This window comes from Pseudomonas oryzihabitans (assembly GCF_024652905.1).
Lineage (GTDB): Bacteria > Pseudomonadota > Gammaproteobacteria > Pseudomonadales > Pseudomonadaceae > Chryseomonas > Chryseomonas benzopyrenica.
The window spans coordinates 4,476,945-4,499,591 of sequence record NZ_CP102428.1 but is presented as its reverse complement, the minus strand read 5'-3'; the positions used below and the strand labels follow the sequence as shown (position 1 = coordinate 4,499,591).

Here is a 22,647-nt window from a genome sequence, read left to right as displayed (position 1 = left end):
CGACTTTCCTTGACCGCATCTGCCAACCGGAACACCCATGGACCTGACGCCCCGCGAAAAAGACAAGCTACTCATCTTCACCGCCGGCCTGGTGGCCGAACGCCGCCTGGCGCGTGGGGTGAAGCTCAACTACCCGGAAGCCATGGCGTTGATCTCAGCCGCTCTGCTCGAAGGCGCACGTGACGGTCGCACCGTGGCCGAGCTGATGCACTACGGCACCACCCTGCTGACCCGCGACCAGGTGATGGAAGGCGTTCCGGAGATGATCCCGGAGATCCAGGTGGAAGCCACCTTCCCCGACGGGACCAAGCTGGTCACCGTCCACCAGCCGATCGCCTAGGGAGACCGCCATGAGTCTGATCGTCCGCGACGCCACGCCTGCCGACCTGCCGGCCGTGCTGCACATCTACAACGACGCCGTCAGCAACACCACGGCGATCTGGAACGAGACCCCGGTGGACCTGGCCAACCGCCAGGCCTGGTTCGACCTGCGCGCCACCCAGGGCTACCCCATCCTGGTCGCCGAGAATGCCGACGGCGCGGTGGTGGGCTATGCCTCCTTTGGCGACTGGCGGCCCTTCGAGGGCTTTCGCCACACCGTCGAGCACTCGGTCTACATCCACCCCGACCAGCGCGGCCAGGGCATCGGGCCGCGCTTGATGACAGCGCTCATCGAACGCGCCCGCGCCTGCGATAAGCACGTCATGGTGGCCGCCATCGAGAGCGGCAACCAGGCGTCCATTCGCCTGCACGAACGCCTGGGTTTCCTCACCACCGGGCAGATGCCCCAGGTCGGCATCAAGTTCGGACGCTGGCTGGACCTCACCTTCATGCAACTGATGCTGGAGCAGCGCCCATGATCCCCGGCGAATACCAGATCCAGGACGGCGACATCGAGCTCAACGCCGGCCGCCGTACCCTCAGCCTGACCGTCGCCAACAGCGGCGACCGGCCGATCCAGGTGGGCTCCCACTACCACTTCCACGAAACCAACGACGCCCTGGTGTTCGACCGCGCCCTGGCCCGTGGCATGCGCCTGAACATCGCCGCCGGCACTGCCGTGCGCTTCGAGCCGGGCCAGAGCCGCGAGGTGGAGCTGGTCGAGTTGGCCGGCCTGCGCACCGTCTACGGCTTCGCCGGGCGGGTGATGGGGAAGCTGTAGGGGTACTCCGGCTCTTCGCCTTTTACGCGCTCCCTCACCCCAACCCTCTCCCAAGGGGAGAGGGGGCTCAAGAACAGACACCGAGCTCCCGCTCTTCCCCCTCTCCCTCCGGGAGAGGGTCGGGGTGAGGGCCAACCGGACCACCTATATTCGGGATCAACGCCTATGAAAATCTCCCGCCAAGCCTATGCCGACATGTTCGGTCCCACCACCGGCGACCGGGTGCGCCTGGCCGATACCGAGCTCTGGATCGAGGTCGAGCACGACCACACCGTCTACGGCGAAGAAGTGAAATTCGGTGGCGGCAAGGTCATCCGCGACGGCATGGGCCAGAGCCAGCTGCTGGCGGCCGAGGTGGTCGACACCGTCATCACCAACGCCCTGATCGTCGATCACTGGGGCATCGTCAAGGCCGATGTCGGCCTCAAGCAGGGCCGCATCCACGCCATCGGCAAGGCCGGCAATCCGGACATCCAGCCCGGCGTCAGCGTGCCAATCGGCGCCGCCACCGAGGTCATCGCCGGCGAAGGCATGATCCTCACCGCGGGCGGCATCGACTCCCACATCCACTTCATCTGCCCGCAGCAGATCGAAGAGGCACTCATGAGCGGCACCACCACCATGATCGGCGGCGGCACCGGGCCGGCCACCGGCACCTATGCCACCACCGTGACCCCCGGTCCCTGGCACATGGCGCAGATGCTCAAGGCCGCCGATGCCTTCCCGATGAACATCGGCTTCACCGGCAAGGGCAACGCCAGCCTGCCCGGTCCGCTGGAGGAGCAGGTGCGCGCCGGCGCCATCGGCCTCAAGCTGCACGAGGACTGGGGCACCACCCCCGCCGCCATCGACAATTGCCTGGCGGTGGCCGATCGCTTCGACATCCAGGTGGCCATCCACACCGACACCCTCAACGAATCCGGTTTCGTCGAGACCACCCTGGGCGCCTTCAAGGGGCGCACCATCCACACCTACCACACCGAGGGTGCCGGTGGCGGCCACGCGCCGGACATCATCAAGGCCTGCAGCTTCCCCAACGTGCTGCCCAGCTCCACCAATCCGACGCGGCCCTTCACCAAGAACACCATCGACGAGCATCTGGACATGCTCATGGTCTGTCACCACCTGGACCCGAGCATCGCCGAGGACGTGGCCTTCGCCGAGAGTCGCATCCGCCGCGAGACCATCGCCGCCGAGGACATCCTCCACGACCTCGGCGCCTTCGCCATGATCAGTTCCGACAGCCAGGCCATGGGCCGCGTCGGCGAGGTCATCACCCGCACCTGGCAGACCGCCGACAAGATGAAGAAGCAGCGCGGCCCGCTGCCCGAGGATGGCGCCGGCAACGACAACTTCCGGGTCAAGCGCTACATCGCCAAGTACACCATCAACCCGGCGATCACCCATGGCATCAGCCACGAGGTGGGTTCCATCGAGGTGGGCAAGTTCGCCGACCTGGTGCTCTGGCGCCCCGCCTTCTTCGGCGTCAAGCCGACCCTGATCCTCAAGGGCGGCGCCATCGCGGCCAGTCTGATGGGCGACGCCAACGCCTCCATCCCCACCCCGCAACCGGTGCACTACCGCCCCATGTTCGGCAGCTACGCCGGTATGCTCCACGACACCAGCCTGACCTTCATCAGCCAGGCCGCCTTCGAGGCCGGGGTGCCGGAGCAACTGGGGCTGAAGAAGCGCATCGGTGTGGTCAAGGGCTGCCGCACCGCGCAGAAGAGCGACCTCATCCACAACGACTATCTGCCCACCATTGAGGTCGATCCGCAGAACTACCAGGTCAAGGCTGACGGCCAGCTGCTCTGGTGCGAACCGGCCGAGGTCCTGCCGATGGCACAGCGGTATTTTCTGTTCTAGAGGGCCTGTTCCAACGGCACGGCCTGTTGGGCTTCGCTGCGCTCAACCCAACCTACGGGTGCCCAACGTCGCTTGGACACGGCGTGGAGAGTTGAACCGCGTAGGTTGGCGCTGAGTGTAGCGAAGCCCAACACGACCAACTCTCACCGCTCGCCCACCGCCCAGTCCTCATCGCGCTGTCCTGCCCAATCCGCCGGCAGGACGCCCGCTCGCACATAGCGATGGATGGACGAATAGGGCCACTCCACCGCCCTACGCGCATGGCCGTGCTTCACCGGGTTGAAATGGATGTAGTCGAAATGTCGCTGCAGATCCTGCTCGTCCCGAATCCGGTGCTCCCAATAGCGTCTTTGCCAGACGCCGCGTTCGCGTTTCAGCCGGCGCGACAGATTCACCGTCTCCAACGGCGGTAACTGCCGGGAGAAACCTGCCTTGATCAGGCTCCAACGCAGCGGATAGTCACCATCATCGTCCGGCAAGCGCCAGAGCGCGTGCAGGTGATCGGGGAGGACCACCATGGCGAGGATATCGAAGGGATGCCGGACCTTCACCTCACGCACGGCCTGCCTGAGCGATCCGATATGGTCGACGAGCAAGGTGGCCGAGTGGTCATTGAGATTGAGCGTGAAAAAGAAGATGCCGCCCGCGGCGCGGCTGCGTCGATAGTCCAAGATCACCGTCCCTGGTGAATGGAAAGTCGTAGTCTAGAGCCTTTTCCAGTGCCTTTGGATAGATCGTGCCTGTTGGGCTTCGCTGCGCTCAGCGCCAACCTACGCGGTTCAACCATCCACGTTGTACCCAATCAACATGGGGCACCCGTAGGTTGGGCTGAGGCGGCTCTATCGCCGAAGCCCAACATGACGTAGCAGGCATGGGCACCGTTGGAGTTGGTCGTGTTGGGCTTCGCTGCGCTCAGCGCCAACCTACGCGGTTCGCCCCCCACGACGTGCCCAATCAACATTGGGCACCCGTAGGTTGGGCTGAGGCGGCCCCATCGCCGAAGCCCAACACATTGCAGCAGGGATGCGCACCGTTGGGGATGGTCGTGTTGGGCTCCGCTGCGCTCAGCACCAACCTACGCGGTTCAACCATCCACGTTGTACCCAATTAACATAGGGCACCCGTAGGTTGGGCTGAGGCGGCTCCATCGCCGAAGCCCAACATGACGTAGCAGGCATGGGCACCGTTGGGCTTCGCTTTCGCTCAACCCAACCTACGGACTCAGCCGCGGCTGACCGGCGCCGCCGGGGCTTCCGCGCGGTCGTCGCGGTCGTAGGCGGCCTTGTCCAGCTGGCCCATCCAGCGTGCGGTCAGGGTGCCGGCGGTCATGGAGCCGTTGACGTTGAGGGCGGTGCGGCCCATGTCGATCAGGGGCTCGATGGACACCAGCAGCGCCACCAGGGTGACCGGCAGGCCCAGAGCCGGCAGCACGATCAGGGCGGCGAAGGTGGCACCGCCACCTACGCCTGCCACACCCGCCGAACTCAGAGTGACGATGCCCACGAGCGTGGCGATCCACAGCGGATCGAAGGGATCGATGCCCATGGTGGGCGCGATCATTACCGCCAGCATGGCCGGATAGAGACCGGCGCAGCCGTTCTGGCCGATGGTGGCGCCAAAGGAGGCGGCGAAGCTGGCGATGGCCGGCGGCACGCCGAGGCGCTCGGTCTGGGCCTCGATGTTCAGCGGGATGGTCGCCGCGCTGGAGCGGCTGGTGAAGGCGAAGCTCAGCACCGGCCAGACCTTGGGAAAGAAACGCGCCGGCGACAGGCCGCTCAGGGTCAGCAGCAGGGCGTGCACGCCGAAGAGGATGGCCAGGCCCAGATAGGAGGCGATCAGGAAGGTACCCAGCTTGAGCACGTCCTGGGGGCTGGCGGTGGCGACCATCTTGGTCATCAGCGCCAGCACGCCATAGGGGGTCAGTTGCAGCAGCAGGCGTACCAGCTTCATCACCCAGGCCTGGAGCACGTCGATGCCGGCCAGCACCTTCTCGCCACGGACCGGATCGTCGCGCTGCAGGCGCAAGGCGGCGACGCCGAGGAAGGCGGCGAAGATCACCACGCTGATGATGGAGGTGGGACTGGCGCCCGTGAGATCGGCGAAGGGATTCTTCGGAATGAAGGACAGCAGCAACTGCGGCACCGACAGGTCCGCCACCTTGCCGACATAGCTGTTCTGCAGGGTGGTCAGACGCGCGGTCTCCTGGACGCCCTGCACCAGGCCTTCGGCGCTCAGGCCGAACAGCCAGGTGACCAGCACCCCGACCAAGGCGGCGATGGCGGTGGTGAACAGCAGGGTGCCCAGGGTCAGCAGGCTGATGCGCCCCATGGAAGAAGCCTCGCGCAGCCGTGCCACGGCGGCCAGGATGGAGGCGAACACCAGCGGCATGATGCTCATCTGCAGCAGCTGCACATAGCCGTTGCCGACCAGGTTGAACCAGCCGATGGAGGTCTTGAGCACCGGGGCGTCATGCCCGTAGACGAGTTGCAGCACCAGGCCGAAGGCCACGCCCAGGGCGAGGCCGATGAAGACACGCACGGCCAGGCTCCAGCCGGTGTTGCGGGTACGCGCCAGCAGGCCGAGCAGCACGGCGAAGGCGAGGAGGTTGAGGACGAGAGGCAGATTCACACGAGGTCTCCAGAACGGCGCCCGGCGCGGCCGCCGGACGAGAGGCGGGCGATGGTAGCAGCTCGGGCCGCCCGGGCTTAGATCGAGGCGCTATCACCTGATAACCCTGGGACCTTGGGAGGAGCGGTTCTATCGCCGGGGCGAACGGTATTTCCGTCGTGCCCGGCGCTGCTAGAGTGCGTCCCGTCGGGAAACGATGCCCGACGTTGCCAACCAGAAAAGGAGTCACCCCATGCAACGTTTCGCCAAGCTCGCCGCTTCCTTCGCCCTCGCCGCCGCCGTCGCCGGCTGCACCGGCACCGCGATGAAGACGCAGAACCTGGATCCGTCGCAGTACACCGTCGTCGGTCACGGCGAAGGCAAGGCCACCGGTCTGATGATCCTGGGTTTCATCCCGGTCCAGCAGAACGACCGCTTCGTGCGCGCCCAGCAGGCCGCCATCAAGTCCCGCGGCGGCGATGCCCTGATCAACGCCCAGGTGCAGGAAAACTGGTTCTGGGCCTATGTCCTGAACGGCTACACCACCACCGTTTCCGGCGACGTGGTCAAGCTCAAGCGCTGAGCCCCACTCGACAGACAGGCGCCGCCCATCGAGGCGGCGTTTTTGCGCTAGGCTGGTCGCTTCTTTCCGAGGAAGCCGACCATGACCGCGACCCTGATGAAACTCCCGCTGCAATCCATCGACGGCGAAACCCTGACCCTGGAACGCTACCTGGGCAAGGTGCTGCTGGTGGTGAACGTCGCCTCCAAGTGCGGCCTCACCAGCCAGTACGAAGGCCTGGAACGCCTCTACGAGGCCCAACGCGAGCGCGGCCTGGAAGTGCTCGGCTTTCCCGCCAACAACTTCAAGCAGCAGGAGCCCGGCAGCGACGCCGAGATCAAGGAATTCTGCACCCTCACCTACGGCGTGCAATTTCCGCTGTTCGCCAAGCTCAGCGTGGAGGGTGAAGACCAGCATCCGCTCTATGCCGAACTGACCCAGGCGCAGCCCGAGGCCACCGGCGACGGCCCCTTCCGCGAGCGCATGCTGAGTCGGGGTGGCACGCCCAATCCCAAGCCCGAGGTGCTGTGGAATTTCGAGAAATTCCTGATCGGGCGCAATGGCGAGGTGGTGGGTCGTTTCGCGCCCGACGTGACGGCGGATGATCCGCGGTTGGTGGAGGCCATCGAGAAGGAATTGGCGAAGGGCTGAAGCTGCCCTGCCGGTAAATGGCGAGGCGTGACCTGATTCGTAGGTTGGGTTGAGCGCCAGCGAAGCCCAACACTGCCAGGGTCAACCTTCAATATTGGTGCCCTAGCTGATTATCGAGTTTTGCTCGCACTTCTTGTTTCGCTCTCCCGAGCGACTCACTTTTTTCAATCGCGGCTGCGCGCCCCGGACTACGCGCCCCGGACAAAAGTAAGCAAAAACGCTTGCCCCGGACATCCGGCCCTACGCTGCGCTTCGGGTGACTCGCGTTGCTCGCCCTTCGGGCCAGCCTGCGGCTGTTACTTCGCTACGCTACGTTTCGCTCACGCCAGCGCCGTTCCGGGGTCGGCCTACACGGGCCGTCCATGGCCCGTTAGGCCTCTCGCCGCATCCATGCGGCTCGACCCACTCCACAACGCTGGCGTTCGCTCTCCTGAACGGGGCGATTCGCCAGCCTGAAATTTTTGGTTGAAGAGCCGGTAGGTTGGACAACGGCACAGCGTTTTCCATGCTACAGATCCTGTAAACACGGAAGCTTCAGGCTTGCGCCCCGTCCCCGTCAGTGAGGCCGATTGCAGGTGTCGCGCAGTGGGATGCGAGGCAGGACGCCGAGCAAGGCGCGAGGGGCAGGAAGCCCCTTCGTGCCGTGCCCTCGGAGCGGCGCCGGAATGAGGGCACCCGGAGCGTAGCGGAGGGCCGAAACGTGGGGACAAGCGTTTTTGGTTACTTTTTTGGCGTTTGAAAAAAGTAACTCGCCCGGGTGGGCGAAATCAAAACCATCAAAGCACTCGATAATCAGCTAGAGCCAGGCGTTGGGCTTCGCTAAAGCTCAACCCAACCTACAGGCGTCTCCTGCTCAAGAGGTCGGATTGCGACGGTCGACCGCCACAACCAAACCCTCCCCTTACCCCCGCTGCAATACCCCACGCATGGACCCGAAATGCCCGGGGAAGGAACAGAAGAAGGTGTACTCCTTGCCCGCTTCCAGAACGCCGGTATCGAAGGTCACCGCGTCCTTCTCGCCACCGCCCAGCATGCGGGTGTGGGCAATGACGCGTTCGTCGCCCTCGGGCAGATAGCCCTTGGCCTCCCCAGCGCTCATGCCCGCGGCGTCAACGGCCGAAGCGTCGGTGGCGCGGGTCAGGACCCAGTTGTGGCCCATGACGTTCTTGGGCAGGCTGCCGTTGTGGATCAGCTCGACGGTAAAGGTCTTGCACGAGGCCGGGACCTGGATCGAGGCGCGGCTGTAGGTCATCTGGTCGCCGGCTTCGATCTGGGTGGTACAGCTGTCGGCGGCCCAGGCGCCGGTACTTCCCAGGGCGAACAAAGCGGCGGCAAAAAGCGTGGATTTCATGAACCCTCCGGATGCGTGAAAGTCGCCAGTCAGACCGATGCGAGGGTGGCGGGTTCCAGCGATCATGGCAAGGGAGCCGCTCCGCTCTATCGCCTCCATCGAAACCTTTGCCGGGTCGTCGGGCCTTACCTCTAGGTACTATCCCCCTCATTATCCGCCAGCCAAGGACGCCCGCCATGACCCTAACCGCCCTGCTGCACGAGTTGTTCGCCAGCTATGCCCAGGCCGCCAGCGGCAATGCGCCGGAAGAGGCTTCTCTCGCGCGATGACGGTGCTTTGATCGCGCGTGGCGGGCAGCTAGGCTAGGCGTTTTGCCTGCCTAGGAGTCTCCATGTCGCTGAAAACCGTCTGTGTCTTCTGTGGCGCCAAGCCCGGCGCCTCGCCCGTCTTCGCGGAAGCGGCCGCGCGCCTGGGTCGTACCCTCGCCGAGCGTGGCCTCACCCTGGTCTACGGCGGTGGCAAGGTCGGCCTGATGGGTGTGGTCGCGGATGCTGCCCTGGCCGCCGGTGGCGAGGTGATCGGCATCATTCCCCAGAGTCTCAAGACCGCCGAGCTGGGCCATACCGGCTGCACGCGTCTGGAAGTGGTCGACGGCATGCATGCGCGCAAGGCGCGCATGGCGGAGCTGGCCGATGCCTTCATCGCCCTCCCCGGCGGCCTGGGCACCCTGGAAGAGCTTTTCGAGGTGTGGACCTGGGGGCAGCTCGGCTACCATGCCAAGCCCATGGGCCTGCTGGAGGTCGACGGCTTCTATGCCCAGCTGGAGGGCTTTCTCGATCACCTGGTGGCCCAGGGCTTCGTCGCCGCGCCGCATCGCGCCATGCTGCAGGTGGAAGACTCGCCGACCGCGCTGCTGGACGCTCTCGCCGCCTGGCAACCCACGGTGCCGCCGCGCTGGGCGGAATCGGCTCCGCGCTGATCTGGCTACACCGCCCGTCTCGGGTCTCGAACCCTCGCCGCTTGTGGCCTGTCGGTACTGACAGGCCCGCAAACGTTTCAAGAGCGACGAGGATTCTCCCATGACCGATTTTCCCAAAGCCCCCATGCCGGAACAGCAACAAGAGGTTCCCGGCCTGCAATCGCGCATGAATCCGGTCCCGGATTGCGGTGAACAGAGCTACAAGGGCTCCGGCCGCCTGACCGGCAAGAAGGCGCTGATCACCGGTGGCGACAGTGGCATCGGCCGCGCCGTGGCCATCGCCTTCGCCCGCGAGGGCGCCGATGTCGCCATCAGCTACCTGAACGAACACGAAGACGCCGAGGACACCGCCCGCCTGGTGCGCGAAGCCGGCCGCGAGGCCCTGCTGCTGCCGGGCTGCCTGTCCAAGCGCGAGCAATGCCTGGCGGTGGTGGACCAGACCGTGGCCGCCTTTGGCCGCATCGATGTGCTGGTCAACAACGCCGCCTTCCAGATGACCCACGAGACCCTCGAAGAGATTCCCGACGACGAGTGGGTCTACACCTTCGATGTGAACATCACCGCCATGTTTCGCATCACCCAGGCCGCGCTAAAGCACATGGGCCAGGGTGGCTCCATCATCAACACCACCTCGGTGAACTCGGACATGCCGCGGCCGACGCTGCTGGCCTATGCCACCACCAAGGGCGCCATCGCCAACTTCACCGCGGGCCTGGCGCAGCTGCTCGGCGAGAAGGGCATCCGCGCCAACAGCGTGGCTCCCGGTCCCATCTGGACCCCGCTGATCCCCGCCACCATGCCACCGGAGCAGGTCAAGGAATTCGGTGGCAACACCCCGCTGGGCCGCCCCGGCCAGCCGGTGGAGCTGGCGCCGGTTTACGTGATGCTGGCGTCCGACGAATCCAGCTACACCTCGGGCGCGCGCATCGCCGTCACCGGCGGCAAGCCGATCCTCTAAATGCCCCCTGCGCACGCCGGCACGCGCCGGGGTCGCCCTTCTCGTCTGCATTCGGAGTCCTCTCGTGAGCGAACATCCCAAACCACCCCTCAAACCCCAACCCCAGACCTTTCCCGGCTCCGAAGCGCGCATGGATCCGCAGCCCGACAGCGGCGCCGCGAGCTACCGCGGCTCGGGTCGCCTGGCAGGCAAGAAGACCCTGATCACCGGTGCCGACAGTGGTATCGGCCGCGCCGTGGCCATCGCCTTCGCCCGTGAAGGCGCCGATGTCGCCATCGCCTACCTGGACGAGCACGAGGATGCCCAGGAGACCGCCCGCCTGGTCACCGAAGCCGGGCGCCAGGCCGTGCTGCTGCCGGGCGATCTGGCCGAGCGCCAGACCTGCCTGGACGTGGTGCAGAAAACCGTGGAGGCCTTTGGCCGCATCGACGTGCTGGTCAACAACGCCGCCTTCCAGCAGGTGCGCGACAGCCTCGACGAGATTCCCGACGAGGAATGGGTGCATACCTTCAACGTGAACATCCATGGGATGTTCCGCATCACCCAGGCGGCGGTGAAGCACATGCCGCGTGGCGGCTCCATCATCAACACCGCCTCGATCAACGCCGACATCGCCCCACCGACCCTGCTGGCCTATTCGGCCACCAAGGGCGCTATCGCCAACTTCACCGCCGGTCTGGCGCAGCTGCTCGGCGAGAAGGGCATCCGCGCCAACAGTGTGGCCCCCGGCCCGATCTGGACGCCGCTGATCGTCAGCACCATGAAGCCGGACGAGCCGGAGCAATTCGGTAGCAGCACGCCCCTGAGTCGCCCTGGCCAACCGGTGGAACTGGCGCCGGCCTATGTGTTGCTGGCTTCGGACGAAGGCAGCTACATCTCTGGCGCCATGCTGCCGGTGACGGGCGGGATGCCGGTGCTCTAAGGGTTTGCTGGGGTGCCGGGGTTTGCCCTCACCCCAGTCCTCTCTCCGAGGGAGAGGAGGTTGGCAGGTCGTAGGTTGGGTTGAGCGCAGCGAAGCCCAACGCAGGATATCCAGCAGCGTTGGGCTTCGACGATGGAGCCGTCTCAACCCAACCTACGAGGCTGGGGTGCCTGGGTTTGCCCTCACCCCAGCCCTCTCCCAGAGGGAGAGGGGTAGCTCCGTAGGTTGGGTTGAGCGCGGCGAAGCCCAACGCGGGATATCCGGCAATGTTGGGCTTCGACGATGAAGCCGTCTCAACCCAACCTACGAGGTTAAGGTGCCTGGGTTTGCCCTCACCCCAGCCCTCTCCCGAGGGGATAGGGGGCGGCTGGATTCCGTGCCCCGTAGGTTGGGTTGAGCGCAGCGAAGCCCAACGCCAGATATCCAGCAGCGTTGGGCTTCGACGATGAAGCCGTCTCAACCCAGCCTACGAGGCTTGCTCTCTCCGATAGAAGATTGTCGGGCGCCCTCTGGGTGAGGGTCGCGCAGATGCTCTACGGCTGCAGGTAGCGCACCATCGCATCGCCGATCATGGTCTTGTGCCGCCGCAACACCGCCGGTGCTTCCATGTCGATGTCGTGGATGCGGCCGAAGGTGTGGCGGTTGGAGACGCGGTAGAAGCAGAACGAACACATCAGCAGGTGCACATCCACGGCATCAAGACCGCTGCGGATGTCACCGCTGGCTTCGCCGCGGACCAGGATGCGGCGCAGGGCTTCCAGGGCCGAGGAGTTGAGGCTGGAGATGGTCTCCGACTGCGCCAGGTGGCGACCGCGGTGGATGTTCTCGATGCTCACCACGCGGATGAAGTCGTCGTGACTGCGGTGGTGCTCGAAGAGGAACTCCGCCAGGGTGCGGATCGCCTCCAGCGGCGGCAGCCGGTCCAGCGGCAGTTCGGCCTCGTTGCCGCGCACGTCGCTGTAGAGCTTTTCCAGCACCGTCAGGTAGAGCTGCTCCTTGCTGCCGAAGTAGTAGTAGATCATCCGCTTGGAGGTATGGGTGCGCTCGGCGATGGCGTCCACCCGCGCACCGCTCAGGCCCAGATCGGCGAACTCGGCCACGGCGGCGGCGAGGATGGCCTGGCGGGTCTTTTCGGGATTGTTCTTGCGCGGCGTACGGAGCGCGGGCGCGAGCGCCGGGGTGTCCTGCATCGGGTCTGACTCTTGGCTGGGGAGAGATGCGGGTACCCACAGGTACCCGCCTGGCTCAGAATTCCAGGGGCGCCGGGCGACCCTGGCGGGCCTGCAGCATGGCCGCCAGGCGGACCGGGCTGTTGGCGGCGCCGTAGCCACTGTAATCCTTGCGCTGGAGGATTTCGAAGAAGAATCGGTCGGCGAAGGACTCGGTATAGACGTGGAACAGCTCGCCACCCTGGGCGTCACGGTCGTAGAGCACGTTGTAGTAGGCCAGGCGACTGAGGAAGTCGTCGTCGAAATCGAAGCGCGCCCCCAGGTCGTCGTAGTAGTTCATTGGGATCTCCAGCAGGGGCACTCCGGCGGCCTTGGCCTGTTCCACCGCCTGGAAGATGTCCTGGCAGGCGAAGGCGATGTGATGCACCCCCGAGCCGCGATAGCTGGACAGTGCCCGGGCGATGGCGGTGTTGCGATTCTCCGAGATGTTCAGCGCCAGGCGCACGCTGCTCTCGCGATTCTTCAGGGCGCGGCTCTTGACCAGGCCATAGGGATCCGGCACCACCACCTCGTCGTCGGCGCTGAAGTCGAACAGGCTCTTGTAGAACAGCACCCAGCTGTCCAGGGCATCTGCGGGCAGAGCGATGGCCACGTGATCGACATGGGTCAGCCCGAGGCCACCGCTGGCGCCGGCGCTGACATCGAAGTCGGTGTCATAGAGGCTGCGGCCATCCGCGCCGCGATCGGCAAGATAGATCAGGCTGCCGTCCGGCGCCCGCACCGCCGGGATCTCCCGCTCGTTGGGGCCGACCAGGCCGCGATAGGGCTGCGCCCGGTATTGCTGGGCGCGCTCCAGGGCGGCCTGGCTATCCGGTACCCGTAGCGCCATGGCGCACAGCGAAGGGCCATGGGCCTCGAAGAAGTTGTGGCCGAAGGAATAGGGTTCGGCGTTGAGCACCAGGTTGATCTCGCCCTGGCGCAACAGGGTGACGTTCTTCGAGCGGTGCCGCCCGGCCTGGGCGAAGCCCAGCTTGCCCAGCCAGCGCGCCAGTTCGGCACCATGGCCGTCGTCCACGGCGAATTCGAGGAATTCGGTGCCTTCCAGGCGCGGCGCCTCGGGTGGAGCGAACAGCGGCGCCGCCACCGGAGTCTCGTCGCGCTGCAGCCGCGCGGCGGTCTGCTCTTCCAGATAGAGCAGGGACCTCAGGCCATCGGCGGCGGTGGCGCGGGTCTGGGCGGCGCGGAAACCGTCGTTGAAGATCTCCAGCGACAGCGGCCCCTGGTAGCCGGTCTGCAGGATGGGCGCGAGAAAACCGGCCAGGTCGAATTCGCCCTGCCCCGGGAAGCAGCGGAAATGCCGACTCCACTCCAGCACGTCCATCTGCAGCAGCGGCGCATCGGCCATCTGCACGAAAAAGATCTTGTCCCCGGGGATCTGGGCGATGCCCGCCGGATCACCGCCGATGGACAGGGTGTGGAAGCTGTCGAGCAGCACGCCGAGATTGGGATGGTCGACCGCCTTCACCAGGCGCCAGACCTGCTGCCAGGTGTTGACGTGGCGTCCCCAGGCGAGGGCTTCGTAGCCGATGCGCAGGCCGCGCGGGGCAGCGCGTTCGGCCAGCAGTTGCAGGTCGTCGGCGATCAGGCGTTCGTCGCCGAGGCTGTCGGCGGCGGTGTTGCTGCACACCAGGATGAGGTCGGTGCCCAACTCCTGCATGAGGTCGAACTTGCGCTCGGCGCGGTCGAGATTGCGCTGCAGGCGCTCGCGGCGATTGCCTTCGAAGTCGCGGAACGGCTGGAACAGGGTGATGGCCAGACCCAGGTCCTGGGCGCGCTGGCGGATCTCCCGCGGACTGGCGCCGGAATACAGCAGGTCGTTCTCGAAGATCTCCACACCGTCGAAGCCCGCCGCGGCGATGGCCTCGAGTTTCTCGGTCAGGGTGCCACTGATGGATACGGTCGCGATGGAACGCTGCATGCCGGTGCTCCTGGGTTGACGGCCACCGCGCATGCTACTGGCGGAGTGACCGGTATTCGTTAGGGTCTGGCACCGATTATTCGTGGCACCGCACGGCCCAACAATGGATTATGTACGAACCAGTTAGTTTCTGTTCGCTGATCGAACATTTGGTCATCTGGCGAATTGACCCGCCCCAGCGGCGCCTCGCACTATGGATCGCAGAGCCCAGCGCTCGTCGCTTCCGCCGCGTCGACCATAACAAGACAAACAAGAGTGTGCGTCCATGCCCCTGCTATCCACGTTATCCTGCGCCCCCCGTCTCGTCTGCAGCCCCACCGCGCTCGGTCGGCGACGGCCAGGCTAGGTCTTCCCGTCCTTTCCATCTTCGGCTCCCGCTGCCCGAGCGAGTTCGTGCGCGGCGCTGAAACCCTCCTGGCCTGACAATAAAATTCCGGAGACAACCATGGCCAATACCGCCTCCCCCACCCCCGGCTCCCAAGCCAAGAAAGCCACTGCCAGCGGCTGGATCGGCTCGGCACTGGAATACTACGATTTCTTCATCTACGCCCAGGCGGCGGCGCTGATCTTTCCGCAGATATTCTTCCCCTCCAGCGATCCCAAGATGGCCATCGTCGCCTCCCTCGCCACCTATGGCGTGGGCTATCTGGCGCGGCCGGTCGGCGCCTTCGTGCTCGGTCACTGGGGCGATACCCGCGGCCGCAAGAACGTCCTGCTGCTGTGCATGTTCCTCATGGGCATCGCCACCATGGCCGTTGGCCTGCTGCCCACCTACCACCAGATCGGCATCCTCGCCCCCATCCTGCTGGTGGTGCTGCGCCTGATCCAGGGCTTCGCCGTGGCCGGCGAGATCTCCGGGGCCAGTTCCATGGTGCTCGAACACGCGCCCTTCGGGCGGCGCGGCTACTATGCGAGCTTTACCCTGCAGGGCGTCCAGGCCGGTCAGGTACTGGCCGCGGCGATCTTCCTGCCGCTGGCCTACTTCATGCCCGCCGATGCCTTCAACAGCTGGGGCTGGCGCATCCCCTTCCTGCTCAGCGCCTTCGTCCTGCTGGCCGGTTTCATCATCCGCCGGGAAGTCCATGAGACGCCCGCCTTCGTCAAGGAAGAAGCCAAGGCCGAGACCGCCGCCGTGGCCAGACGCTCGCCCATCGGCGAAGCCCTGACCACCAGCTGGAAGGCCATGATCCTGGTGGCCCTGATGGCGCTAATGAACGTCATCCCGGTGGTGGCGACCATCTTCGGCGCCGCCTATGCGGTGCAGCCGGCCTACGGCATCGGCTTCGACAAGAGCGTCTATCTGTGGATACCGGTGGTGGGCAACATCGTCGCGGTGCTGGTGATCCCCTTCGTCGGCAACCTCTCCGACCGCATCGGGCGGCGGCCGACCATGATCGGCGGTGCCCTGGGGTCGGGTCTGTTGGCCTTCGGTTACCTCTATGCCATCAGCATCCACAACCTGCCGCTGGCCTTCCTCATGTCGCTGCTGATGTGGGGCGTGGTCTACCAGGGCTACAACGCGGTGTTCCCCAGCTTCTACCCGGAGCAGTTCCAGACCCGCTATCGCGTCTCGGCCATGGCCATCGCCCAGAACATCGGCACCATGTTCACCGCCATGCTGCCGGCGCTGTTCACCCTGGTCGCCCCGCCTGGCACCGACAACATCTGGCTGGTGGTCGGTGGACTGGCCTTCGGCGTGACCTGCCTGTCGGCCCTGGCGGCCTATCTGTCGCCGGAAACCTACCGGGTGCCCATGAGCGACCTGGGCAAGCCGGGCGCCGTGCAGATGGACAAGCACGCCTATGACACGGCCCGTCAGGACAGTCTCAAGGCCAGCGTCTGACCCCTCGCGAGCCCTCGCCTGGCGAGGGCTCCGCCCTGCTACCTTGGTAGCCTTGCCGTAAGACATACGTTGTCATATAACTATTCAGCCGAATGCGTCGGCCCTAGCTTTCCGATAATTCAAATAAGAAAGGAATCCCTCATGTCGCCTGCACCCTCCTAGCAGTACCTCGCGCCACCGCCCTACCCGCCCTCGTCAGATGCCGCCCCCGCGCCGGCAGGGCACCCCTTACCGACAAGAACAAGGAACACCATGAGCACTCGACTCGCTTCCGGCCGGCTCGCCCGTGCCTGCGCCGTCTTCGCCGCCCTGGCCAGCACCACGCCGCTGTGGGCCGCGGACGGCTTCATCGAAGGCACCAAGGCCAATCTCAACCTGCGCAACTTCTACTTCAATCGCAACTTCGTCGATCCGGCCTACACCGCGCAGAACAAGGCCGAGGAATGGACCCAGAGCTTCATCTTCGGCCTGACCTCGGGCTACACCCAGGGCCCGGTGGGCTTCGGCATCGATGCCCTGGGCCTCTACTCGGTCAAGCTCGACGGCGGCGCCGGCACCTACGGCACCCAGCTGCTACCGACCCATGCCGGCAACGAGCCGGCCAAGGACTTCGGCCGCCTGGCGGTGGCGGCCAAGGCCAAGGTCTCCAAGACCGATATCAAGGTCGGCGAGTGGTTCGCCGTGCTGCCGATCCTCAGATCCGACGACGGCCGCTCGCTGCCGCAGACCTTCCAGGGCGCCCAGATCCACTCCACCGAGATCCAGAACCTGGAACTCTGGGGCGGCCAGATGCGCCAGAACAGTCCGCGCAACGACGCCAGCATGGAAGACATGTTCATGCAGGGCCGCGCCAATGCCACCTCCGACCGCTTCAACTACGTCGGCGGCGAATACCGGTTCAACGAGAAGCGTACCCAGATCGGCCTCTGGTACGCCCAGCTCGAAGACATCTACAACCAGAAGTTCATCAACCTGATCCACTACCAGCCAGTGGGCAGCTGGACCCTGGGCGCCAACCTCGGCTACTTCATCGGCGACGACGACGGCTCGGCCCGCGCCGGTGCCCTGGACAACCGCACCGCCTATGCGCTGCTCTCGGCCAAGCAGGGCGGCGGCACCTTCTATGTCGGCCTGCAGCGCGTCAGCGGCGACAGCGCCTGGATGAGGGTCAATGGCACCAGTGGCGGCACCCTGGGCAACGACAGCTACAACTCCAGCTACGACAACGCCCGGGAACGCTCCTGGCAGGTGCGCTACGACCACAACTTCGCCGCCTTCGGCGTGCCGGGCCTGACCCTGATGAACCGCTACATCAGCGGCGACAACGTGCACACCGGCAGCATCACCGACGGCAAGGAATGGGGTCGCGAGTCCGAGGTGCAATACGAGGTGCAGAGCGGTCCGCTGAAGAAACTGCTGATCCGCTGGCGCAACTCCAGCATGAGACGCGACTACAGCGCCAGCGGCTCCTTCGACGAGAACCGCATCATCCTCAACTATCCGATCTCGGTGTTGTAGGGCGCAGTTTCGGCGGCGGCCGGGGTGGCCGCCGCTCGCGCCGACTGGACTCGTTGACAGCCGTTCCTACAGTCCACCCGACCGCTGCACCCTTGCCCCGATCCCTCAGGCCTTATACTGTACAAAGATACAGCTTTCGAGGCCTCCATATGACCCAGCCCCAGCGCCCGCCACGGGGTCGTGGCACCGCCAGCAATCCGCACAATCGCTTCGCCGCGACCCGCAGCGAAGCTGAGCACGATGGCTGGTATGAGGAAGCCACCCCGCTGACCTTCACCACCTCGGTACGCCAGGAAACCGCCAAGACGGTGATCAGCCGCAACCAGTCGCCGGATGTCGGCTTCGATCGCTCGGTGAATCCCTATCGTGGCTGCGAGCACGGCTGCATCTACTGCTTCGCCCGCCCCTCCCACGCCTACTGGGATCTCTCGCCAGGCATCGACTTCGAGACCCAGCTGATCGCCAAGACCAACCTGGCGGAGCGTTTGGAAGCGGAGCTGTGCAAGCCGGGCTATCAGCCGCAACCCATCGCCCTGGGTATCAACACCGACGGCTACCAGCCCATCGAGCGCCAGTACCAGCTGACCCGCCAGGCACTGGAAATCCTGCTGCGCTATCGCCATCCGGTGACGATCATCACCAAGAGCGCGCTGATCCTGCGCGACCTGGATCTCTTCGTGCAGCTGGCCGAGCGCAACCTGGTACGGGTCGCCTTCAGCCTCACCACGCTGGACGATGACCTCAAGCGCGTCCTCGAACCGCGCACCGCGGCGCCCCAGGCCCGGCTGCGCGCCATGCGCACCCTGCACGAGCACGGGGTGCCGGTAAGCGCCCTGCTGGCGCCGATGATTCCCATGATCAACGACCATGAACTCGAAGCCCTGCTGGAGGCAGCCCGCGACCACGGCGCCCGCTCGGCCGGCTACACACTGTTGCGACTGCCACTGGAGATCGCCGACCTGTTCGAGGAGTGGCTGCAGACGCACTTTCCAGAACGCGCCGCCCATGTCATGAGCCTGATCCGCCAGTCGCGCGGCGGGAAGAACTACGACAGCCGCTTCGGCATCCGCATGAAGGGCGAAGGCCAGTTCGCCGAGCTCCTGGCCCAGCGCTTTCGCCTGGCCCGCCGCCGCTTCGGCCTGGAGCGCCGCGAGGGCGAAGGCCTGGATTGCAGCCAGTTCGCCCCGCCGGGGGAGCAATTGGGATTGTTCTAGGACAGGCGCCGCACGGGCTGCTCCCTCTCCCCAACCCTCTCCCAGAGGGAGTGGAAAAGCGGCGCACCCGTAGGTTGGATTGAGCGCAGCGAAGCCCAACGATCCTGTCCCTCACCCCAACCCTCTCCCAGCGGGAGAGGGGGAAAAGCAGTTCACGCTTCGTAGGTTGGGTTGAGCGCAGCGAAGCCCAACGGGCCGGCACGCCCCCCCAGACCGTCCCACACAGCTGCTAGGCTAACGGCTGTTCCTACTTCCGGAGTCGCCATGACCGCCCCTACCTCGCTCACGCCGGCCCAGGCCGTTGCCGCCGGTATCGACTTCGCCGAACTCAAGGTCGATGCCAGTGGCCTCTACTGGAGTCAGTACGATCCCGCCGACGGCACCACCCGGCTGTGGCTGCGCGAGCCCGGCGGCGCGCCGCGTTGCCTCACGCCGGCGGGCTTCAGCCTGCGCAGCAAGGTCTATGAGTACGGCGGTGGCGCCCTCTGCCTGGGTGACCAGGGACCGCTGTTCGTCAACGAAGGCGACCAGGCGATCTATCGCCAACCGCGGGACGGTAGTACACCCGAACGCCTGGCCGGTGGCGAGCACTGGCGCTATGGCGATCTGCATTGGGACGGGGCCCGGCAGCAGGTGCTGGCGGTCGAGGAAGACCGCGGCGAACAGCCGCCGCGGCATCGCCTGGTCGCCCTGAGCTCGGGCGGCGAGCGTCAGGTGCTGGCCGAGGGCGCGGATTTCTATGCCGCACCGCGCACCAGCGCCGACGGCCGTCGCCTGGCCTGGATCGAGTGGGACCGACCGCACCAGCCCTGGACCCGCACCCGACTGCTGGCGGCGACGCTGGATGCCCAAGGACGCCCTGGCGCACCTACGGTCGTTTCGGCCGATCCCGACGAATCGCTGCAACAGCCGCTCTTCGATAGCGCGCACCGGCTCTGGGCGCTGAGCGATCGCCAGGGCTGGTGGCAACCCTGGTGCGAGACCACGGAGGGCTTCAGGCCACAAGAGGCACCGGCGGCGGATCATGCCGCCGCGCCCTGGCAACTGGGTGGCGCCAGTTGGTTGCCGACGGCGCAAGGCTGGCTGGCGACCTGGCAGGAACAGGGCTTCGGCCTGCTCGGCGAGCGCCGGACAGCTGGCGAGGTCCGTCGCCTGGCCCCGGACTTCAGCCGTTTCCGTGGCCTGGCCGTGGACGAGACGCACTGCTACTGCATCTCGGCAGCGCCGACCCGGCCCTCGGCGGTGCTGGCCATCGACCGCCAGAGCGGTGCGGTGGAGATCGTCACCGGTGGGGTGGCGCCCCTGGCGGAGGCCGCCATCGTCGCACCCCAGCCGTTGAGTTATCCCAGCGGTGGCGAGCAGGCCCAGGGCTTTCTCTATCTGCCGAAAGGGCACGGCGAAGGTCCGCCACCGCTGCTGGTCAGCATCCATGGCGGCCCCACCTCCTGCACCTATCCGGTGTTCGATGCGCGTATCCAGTTCTGGGTCCGCCAGGGCTTCGCCGTGGCCGATCTCAACTATCGCGGCAGCAGCGGCCACGGCCGGGCCTATCGCCAGGCACTGCATCTGCGCTGGGGCGAGGTGGACGTCGAGGATGCCTGCGCGGTGGTCGAGCACCTCGGTGCCCAGGGGCTGGTGGATCCGCACCGCGCCTTTATCCGCGGCGGCAGCGCGGGCGGCTATACCGTGCTCTGCGCCCTGGCCTTCCGGGATGTCTTTCGCGCCGGTGCCAGCCTCTATGGCGTCAGCGATCCCTTGGCGCTGGCCAAGGCCACCCACAAGTTCGAGGCGGACTACCTGGACTGGCTGATCGGCGATCCCGAGGCCGACCGCGCGCGCTACGAGGCCCGTACCCCGCTGCTGCACGCGGATGGCATCCAGGCGCCGGTGATCTTCCTGCAGGGCCTCAAGGACGCTGTGGTGGTCCCGGCCCAGACCGACGCCATGGCCGCGGCCCTGGAGGCGCGCGGCATACCGGTGGTGGTCAGGCGCTATCCCGATGAAGGCCATGGCTTTCGCCGAGCGGCCAACCAGGCCGATGCCCTAGAGCAGGAGGCCGCCTTCTATCGCCGTTGGCTGTGATCGAGGCGCGCTCAGAAAGTCGGTCCGGGCCAACGCTGAGCGCACCCGGGCCGTATAGAATGGCGCTTTAGCCGTCGAGTTCTTGCATGCCCTTCGTTCGCCGCAGTATCGAAAGCGTCGTCTCCACCTGGCTGGCCGGCCTGCTCTTGCTCCTGCCGCTGGTCCTGACCCTGGCGCTGATCGGCTGGATCGTCAGCTTCCTCAATGGGCTGATCGGCCCCAACACCACCCTGGGCCGGCTGTTGGTGGCGGTCGGCCACCCCTTCGTCGGCAACTCCCTGGCGGCCTATGGCCTCGGCACCCTGCTCTTGCTGGTACTGCTCTATCCGCTGGGACTAGCGGTCAAGCTGGGCCTGCGCCGGCCGCTGGGCTGGTTCGCCGACGTGACCTTCCGCCGCATTCCGGTGGTGGGCAAGCTCTATGGCCTGGCCGAACGCTTCGTCGAGTTGCTCGATCGCAAGGAAGGCGGCGCGGATATCCGCGCCATGAGTCCGGTGTGGTGCTTCTTTGGTGGTCAGGGCGTGGCGGTGCTGGCACTGCTGCCCAATCCGGCGGTGATCGATATCGAGGGTCGCCACTATCACGCCGTGCTGGTGCCTTCGGCGCCGGTCCCCGTGGGCGGCGGGTTGCTCTATGTCCCGGTGGACTGGGTGAAACCGGCGGACATGGGCATCGACATGTTCACCAGCATCTATGTCTCCATGGGCATCACCCTGCCGCCGGTGGTCAAGGATCGCCAGGTGGAGTTCATTCCCCTGGAAGAGGCCGTGCGCCGCCAGCAGGAAAACGGGACGACCGAGGAGCCGCCCCGCCCGTCTTAGAATCTGTTCACGGTCTCGCGAGCTAGAGACAAACAAGGCGAAGAGGGCTGAGGAAGCGGAGTTTACAACTGGTAAATGAGCATTCCGAAGCCATTTTCAACGCAGTTTGGCCGACGCGCAGCAGATCGCGAATAGATTCTTAGTTCTGCACCGCCTGGACCGAACCGCCATCCACGCGCAGGTTGCTGCCGTTGATGAAGGAGCCGCGTTCGGACACCAGCAGGGCGATGGCCGCGGCCACCTCCTCCACCTGGCCGCGACGCTTCTGCACGATGCCGGGTCGTTCTTCGTCGAGGAAGCTTTCGATGGCCTCTTCGAAGGAGACCCCTAGTTCCTTGGCGCGTTTTTCCATCATGCCGTCAGTCATACCGGTCTCGATGAAGGCCGGTGACACGGTGTTGCACAGCACGCCGTGGGCCGCTTCCTTGTAGGAGAGGTTCTTGATGAAGGCGGCCAGGGCGGCCTTGGCCACGTTGTAGACGGCCTCTTCCCAATAGGGCTGGACGGCGTTTTCCGAAGTGATGCAGACGAAGCGGCCCCAGCCGCGCTTGCGCATGCGCGGGATGGCGGCGCGGCCGACGCGCACGGCGGAAAAGAAGTCGGTGGCCCAGGCCTCCTCGTAGTCGGCATCGGCCAGCTCCAGGGGATCGCCCTTGGCGCCGGTGACACCCGCGGTGTGCACCACGATGTCGATCTGGCCGAAGCGGGCTTCGCCCTGCTCTACCAACTGGTCCACCGCGGCCTGGTCGGTCATGTCGGCGGCGATCAGCAGCGGCTCGCCCGGCAGGCCCTTGGCCGCCGCTTCCAACTTGTCCTGCTCCAGGTCGGAAAGCACCAGCTTGACACCCTCTTCGGCCAACAGCTTGGCCGTGGCCAGTCCCATGCCACCACTGGCCCCCGTGATGAGGGCGACACGCCCCTTGATTCCCAGATCCATAGCGACCTCGTTGGTTGTTTGCGTGCAATGCCGTCATTCGGCGTCTCTGATTCCGACTCGCCACGGGGCGCCGTTGCGCTTACCGTT

General features: G+C 65.9%; 20 protein-coding genes. 14 read left to right on the top strand and 6 right to left on the bottom strand.

Features of this window, described 5'->3' with window-relative positions:
• Positions 1-37: 37 nt before the first annotated feature.
• The 4 genes from ureA (at position 38) to ureC (ending at position 3,028) form a co-directional block, all read left to right on the top strand.
• Positions 38-340 carry an urease subunit gamma gene (gene ureA / locus NRG74_RS20855; RefSeq protein WP_007162996.1) on the top strand — a complete coding sequence of 101 codons (303 nt, stop codon included), beginning with the start codon at positions 38-40 and terminating at the stop codon, positions 338-340.
• Between the two features lie 10 nt (positions 341-350).
• Entirely contained in the window at positions 351-860 is a 510-nt protein-coding gene (locus tag NRG74_RS20850) for a GNAT family N-acetyltransferase (protein WP_257705205.1), read from the top strand.
• Complete coding sequence (locus NRG74_RS20845; RefSeq protein ID WP_007162998.1) at positions 857-1,162, top strand: urease subunit beta; 306 nt, start codon at positions 857-859, stop codon at positions 1,160-1,162. The genes NRG74_RS20850 and NRG74_RS20845 overlap by 4 nt, the downstream gene beginning before the upstream one ends.
• Before the next feature lie 165 nt (positions 1,163-1,327).
• Positions 1,328-3,028, top strand: coding sequence for an urease subunit alpha (ureC, locus tag NRG74_RS20840; RefSeq protein ID WP_257705204.1), 1,701 nt, complete (start codon positions 1,328-1,330; stop codon positions 3,026-3,028).
• 143 nt (positions 3,029-3,171) lie between these two features.
• Here ureC and NRG74_RS20835 read toward each other — a convergent pair whose 3' ends face one another.
• Both NRG74_RS20835 and NRG74_RS20830 read right to left on the bottom strand, forming a co-directional pair.
• Positions 3,172-3,702: an REP-associated tyrosine transposase gene (locus tag NRG74_RS20835; protein ID WP_257706625.1), complete on the bottom strand. Its 531-nt coding sequence runs from the start codon at positions 3,700-3,702 to the stop codon at positions 3,172-3,174.
• 547 nt (positions 3,703-4,249) lie between these two features.
• Positions 4,250-5,656 carry an L-cystine transporter gene (locus tag NRG74_RS20830; protein ID WP_064307549.1) on the bottom strand — a complete coding sequence of 469 codons (1,407 nt, stop codon included), beginning with the start codon at positions 5,654-5,656 and terminating at the stop codon, positions 4,250-4,252.
• A 232-nt stretch (positions 5,657-5,888) separates the two neighbouring features.
• On the opposite strand from NRG74_RS20830, the gene NRG74_RS20825 reads away from it, so the two are divergent.
• Positions 5,889-6,218: a hypothetical protein gene (locus NRG74_RS20825; protein WP_007163001.1), complete on the top strand. Its 330-nt coding sequence runs from the start codon at positions 5,889-5,891 to the stop codon at positions 6,216-6,218.
• Positions 6,219-6,299: 81 nt separating this feature from the next.
• Positions 6,300-6,848: a glutathione peroxidase gene (locus NRG74_RS20820; protein ID WP_257705203.1), complete on the top strand. Its 549-nt coding sequence runs from the start codon at positions 6,300-6,302 to the stop codon at positions 6,846-6,848.
• A 901-nt stretch (positions 6,849-7,749) separates the two neighbouring features.
• Here NRG74_RS20820 and azu read toward each other — a convergent pair.
• Positions 7,750-8,199: an azurin gene (gene azu, locus NRG74_RS20815; protein ID WP_173150176.1), complete on the bottom strand. Its 450-nt coding sequence runs from the start codon at positions 8,197-8,199 to the stop codon at positions 7,750-7,752.
• Between the two features lie 331 nt (positions 8,200-8,530).
• Here azu and NRG74_RS20810 point away from each other — a divergent pair, with 331 nt between their 5' ends.
• The 3 genes from NRG74_RS20810 (at position 8,531) to NRG74_RS20800 (ending at position 10,998) form a co-directional block, all read left to right on the top strand.
• Positions 8,531-9,118 (top strand): TIGR00730 family Rossman fold protein, encoded by a 588-nt coding sequence (locus NRG74_RS20810; protein ID WP_017642641.1) that lies wholly within the window; start codon positions 8,531-8,533, stop codon positions 9,116-9,118.
• Positions 9,119-9,218: 100 nt separating this feature from the next.
• Positions 9,219-10,076 carry an SDR family oxidoreductase gene (locus NRG74_RS20805; protein WP_064307551.1) on the top strand — a complete coding sequence of 286 codons (858 nt, stop codon included), beginning with the start codon at positions 9,219-9,221 and terminating at the stop codon, positions 10,074-10,076.
• A gap of 64 nt (positions 10,077-10,140) precedes the next feature.
• Complete coding sequence (locus NRG74_RS20800) at positions 10,141-10,998, top strand: SDR family oxidoreductase (protein WP_257705202.1); 858 nt, start codon at positions 10,141-10,143, stop codon at positions 10,996-10,998.
• Positions 10,999-11,531: 533 nt separating this feature from the next.
• Here NRG74_RS20800 and NRG74_RS20795 read toward each other — a convergent pair.
• Positions 11,532-12,188 carry a TetR/AcrR family transcriptional regulator gene (locus NRG74_RS20795; protein ID WP_017642644.1) on the bottom strand — a complete coding sequence of 219 codons (657 nt, stop codon included), beginning with the start codon at positions 12,186-12,188 and terminating at the stop codon, positions 11,532-11,534.
• Between the two features lie 55 nt (positions 12,189-12,243).
• Entirely contained in the window at positions 12,244-14,145 is a 1,902-nt protein-coding gene (quiC, locus tag NRG74_RS20790; RefSeq protein WP_257705201.1) for a 3-dehydroshikimate dehydratase QuiC, read from the bottom strand.
• Between the two features lie 445 nt (positions 14,146-14,590).
• Here quiC and NRG74_RS20785 point away from each other — a divergent pair, with 445 nt between their 5' ends.
• The 5 genes from NRG74_RS20785 to NRG74_RS20765 all read left to right on the top strand — a co-directional run bounded on the left by NRG74_RS20785 (position 14,591) and on the right by NRG74_RS20765 (position 21,623).
• On the top strand, positions 14,591-15,988 hold the full coding sequence (locus tag NRG74_RS20785) for an MFS transporter (protein WP_017642646.1): 1,398 nt from the start codon (positions 14,591-14,593) through the stop codon (positions 15,986-15,988).
• A gap of 252 nt (positions 15,989-16,240) precedes the next feature.
• Positions 16,241-17,506 (top strand): OprD family porin, encoded by a 1,266-nt coding sequence (locus NRG74_RS20780; protein ID WP_257705200.1) that lies wholly within the window; start codon positions 16,241-16,243, stop codon positions 17,504-17,506.
• A 149-nt stretch (positions 17,507-17,655) separates the two neighbouring features.
• Entirely contained in the window at positions 17,656-18,720 is a 1,065-nt protein-coding gene (locus NRG74_RS20775; protein WP_257705199.1) for a PA0069 family radical SAM protein, read from the top strand.
• A gap of 264 nt (positions 18,721-18,984) precedes the next feature.
• Entirely contained in the window at positions 18,985-20,802 is a 1,818-nt protein-coding gene (locus NRG74_RS20770; protein ID WP_257705198.1) for a S9 family peptidase, read from the top strand.
• Between the two features lie 86 nt (positions 20,803-20,888).
• Positions 20,889-21,623, top strand: coding sequence for a DUF502 domain-containing protein (locus NRG74_RS20765; protein ID WP_257705197.1), 735 nt, complete (start codon positions 20,889-20,891; stop codon positions 21,621-21,623).
• A gap of 139 nt (positions 21,624-21,762) precedes the next feature.
• On the opposite strand, the gene NRG74_RS20760 is transcribed toward NRG74_RS20765, so the two are convergent.
• On the bottom strand, positions 21,763-22,560 hold the full coding sequence (locus tag NRG74_RS20760) for an SDR family NAD(P)-dependent oxidoreductase (RefSeq protein WP_017642651.1): 798 nt from the start codon (positions 22,558-22,560) through the stop codon (positions 21,763-21,765).
• Positions 22,561-22,647 lie beyond the last annotated feature (87 nt).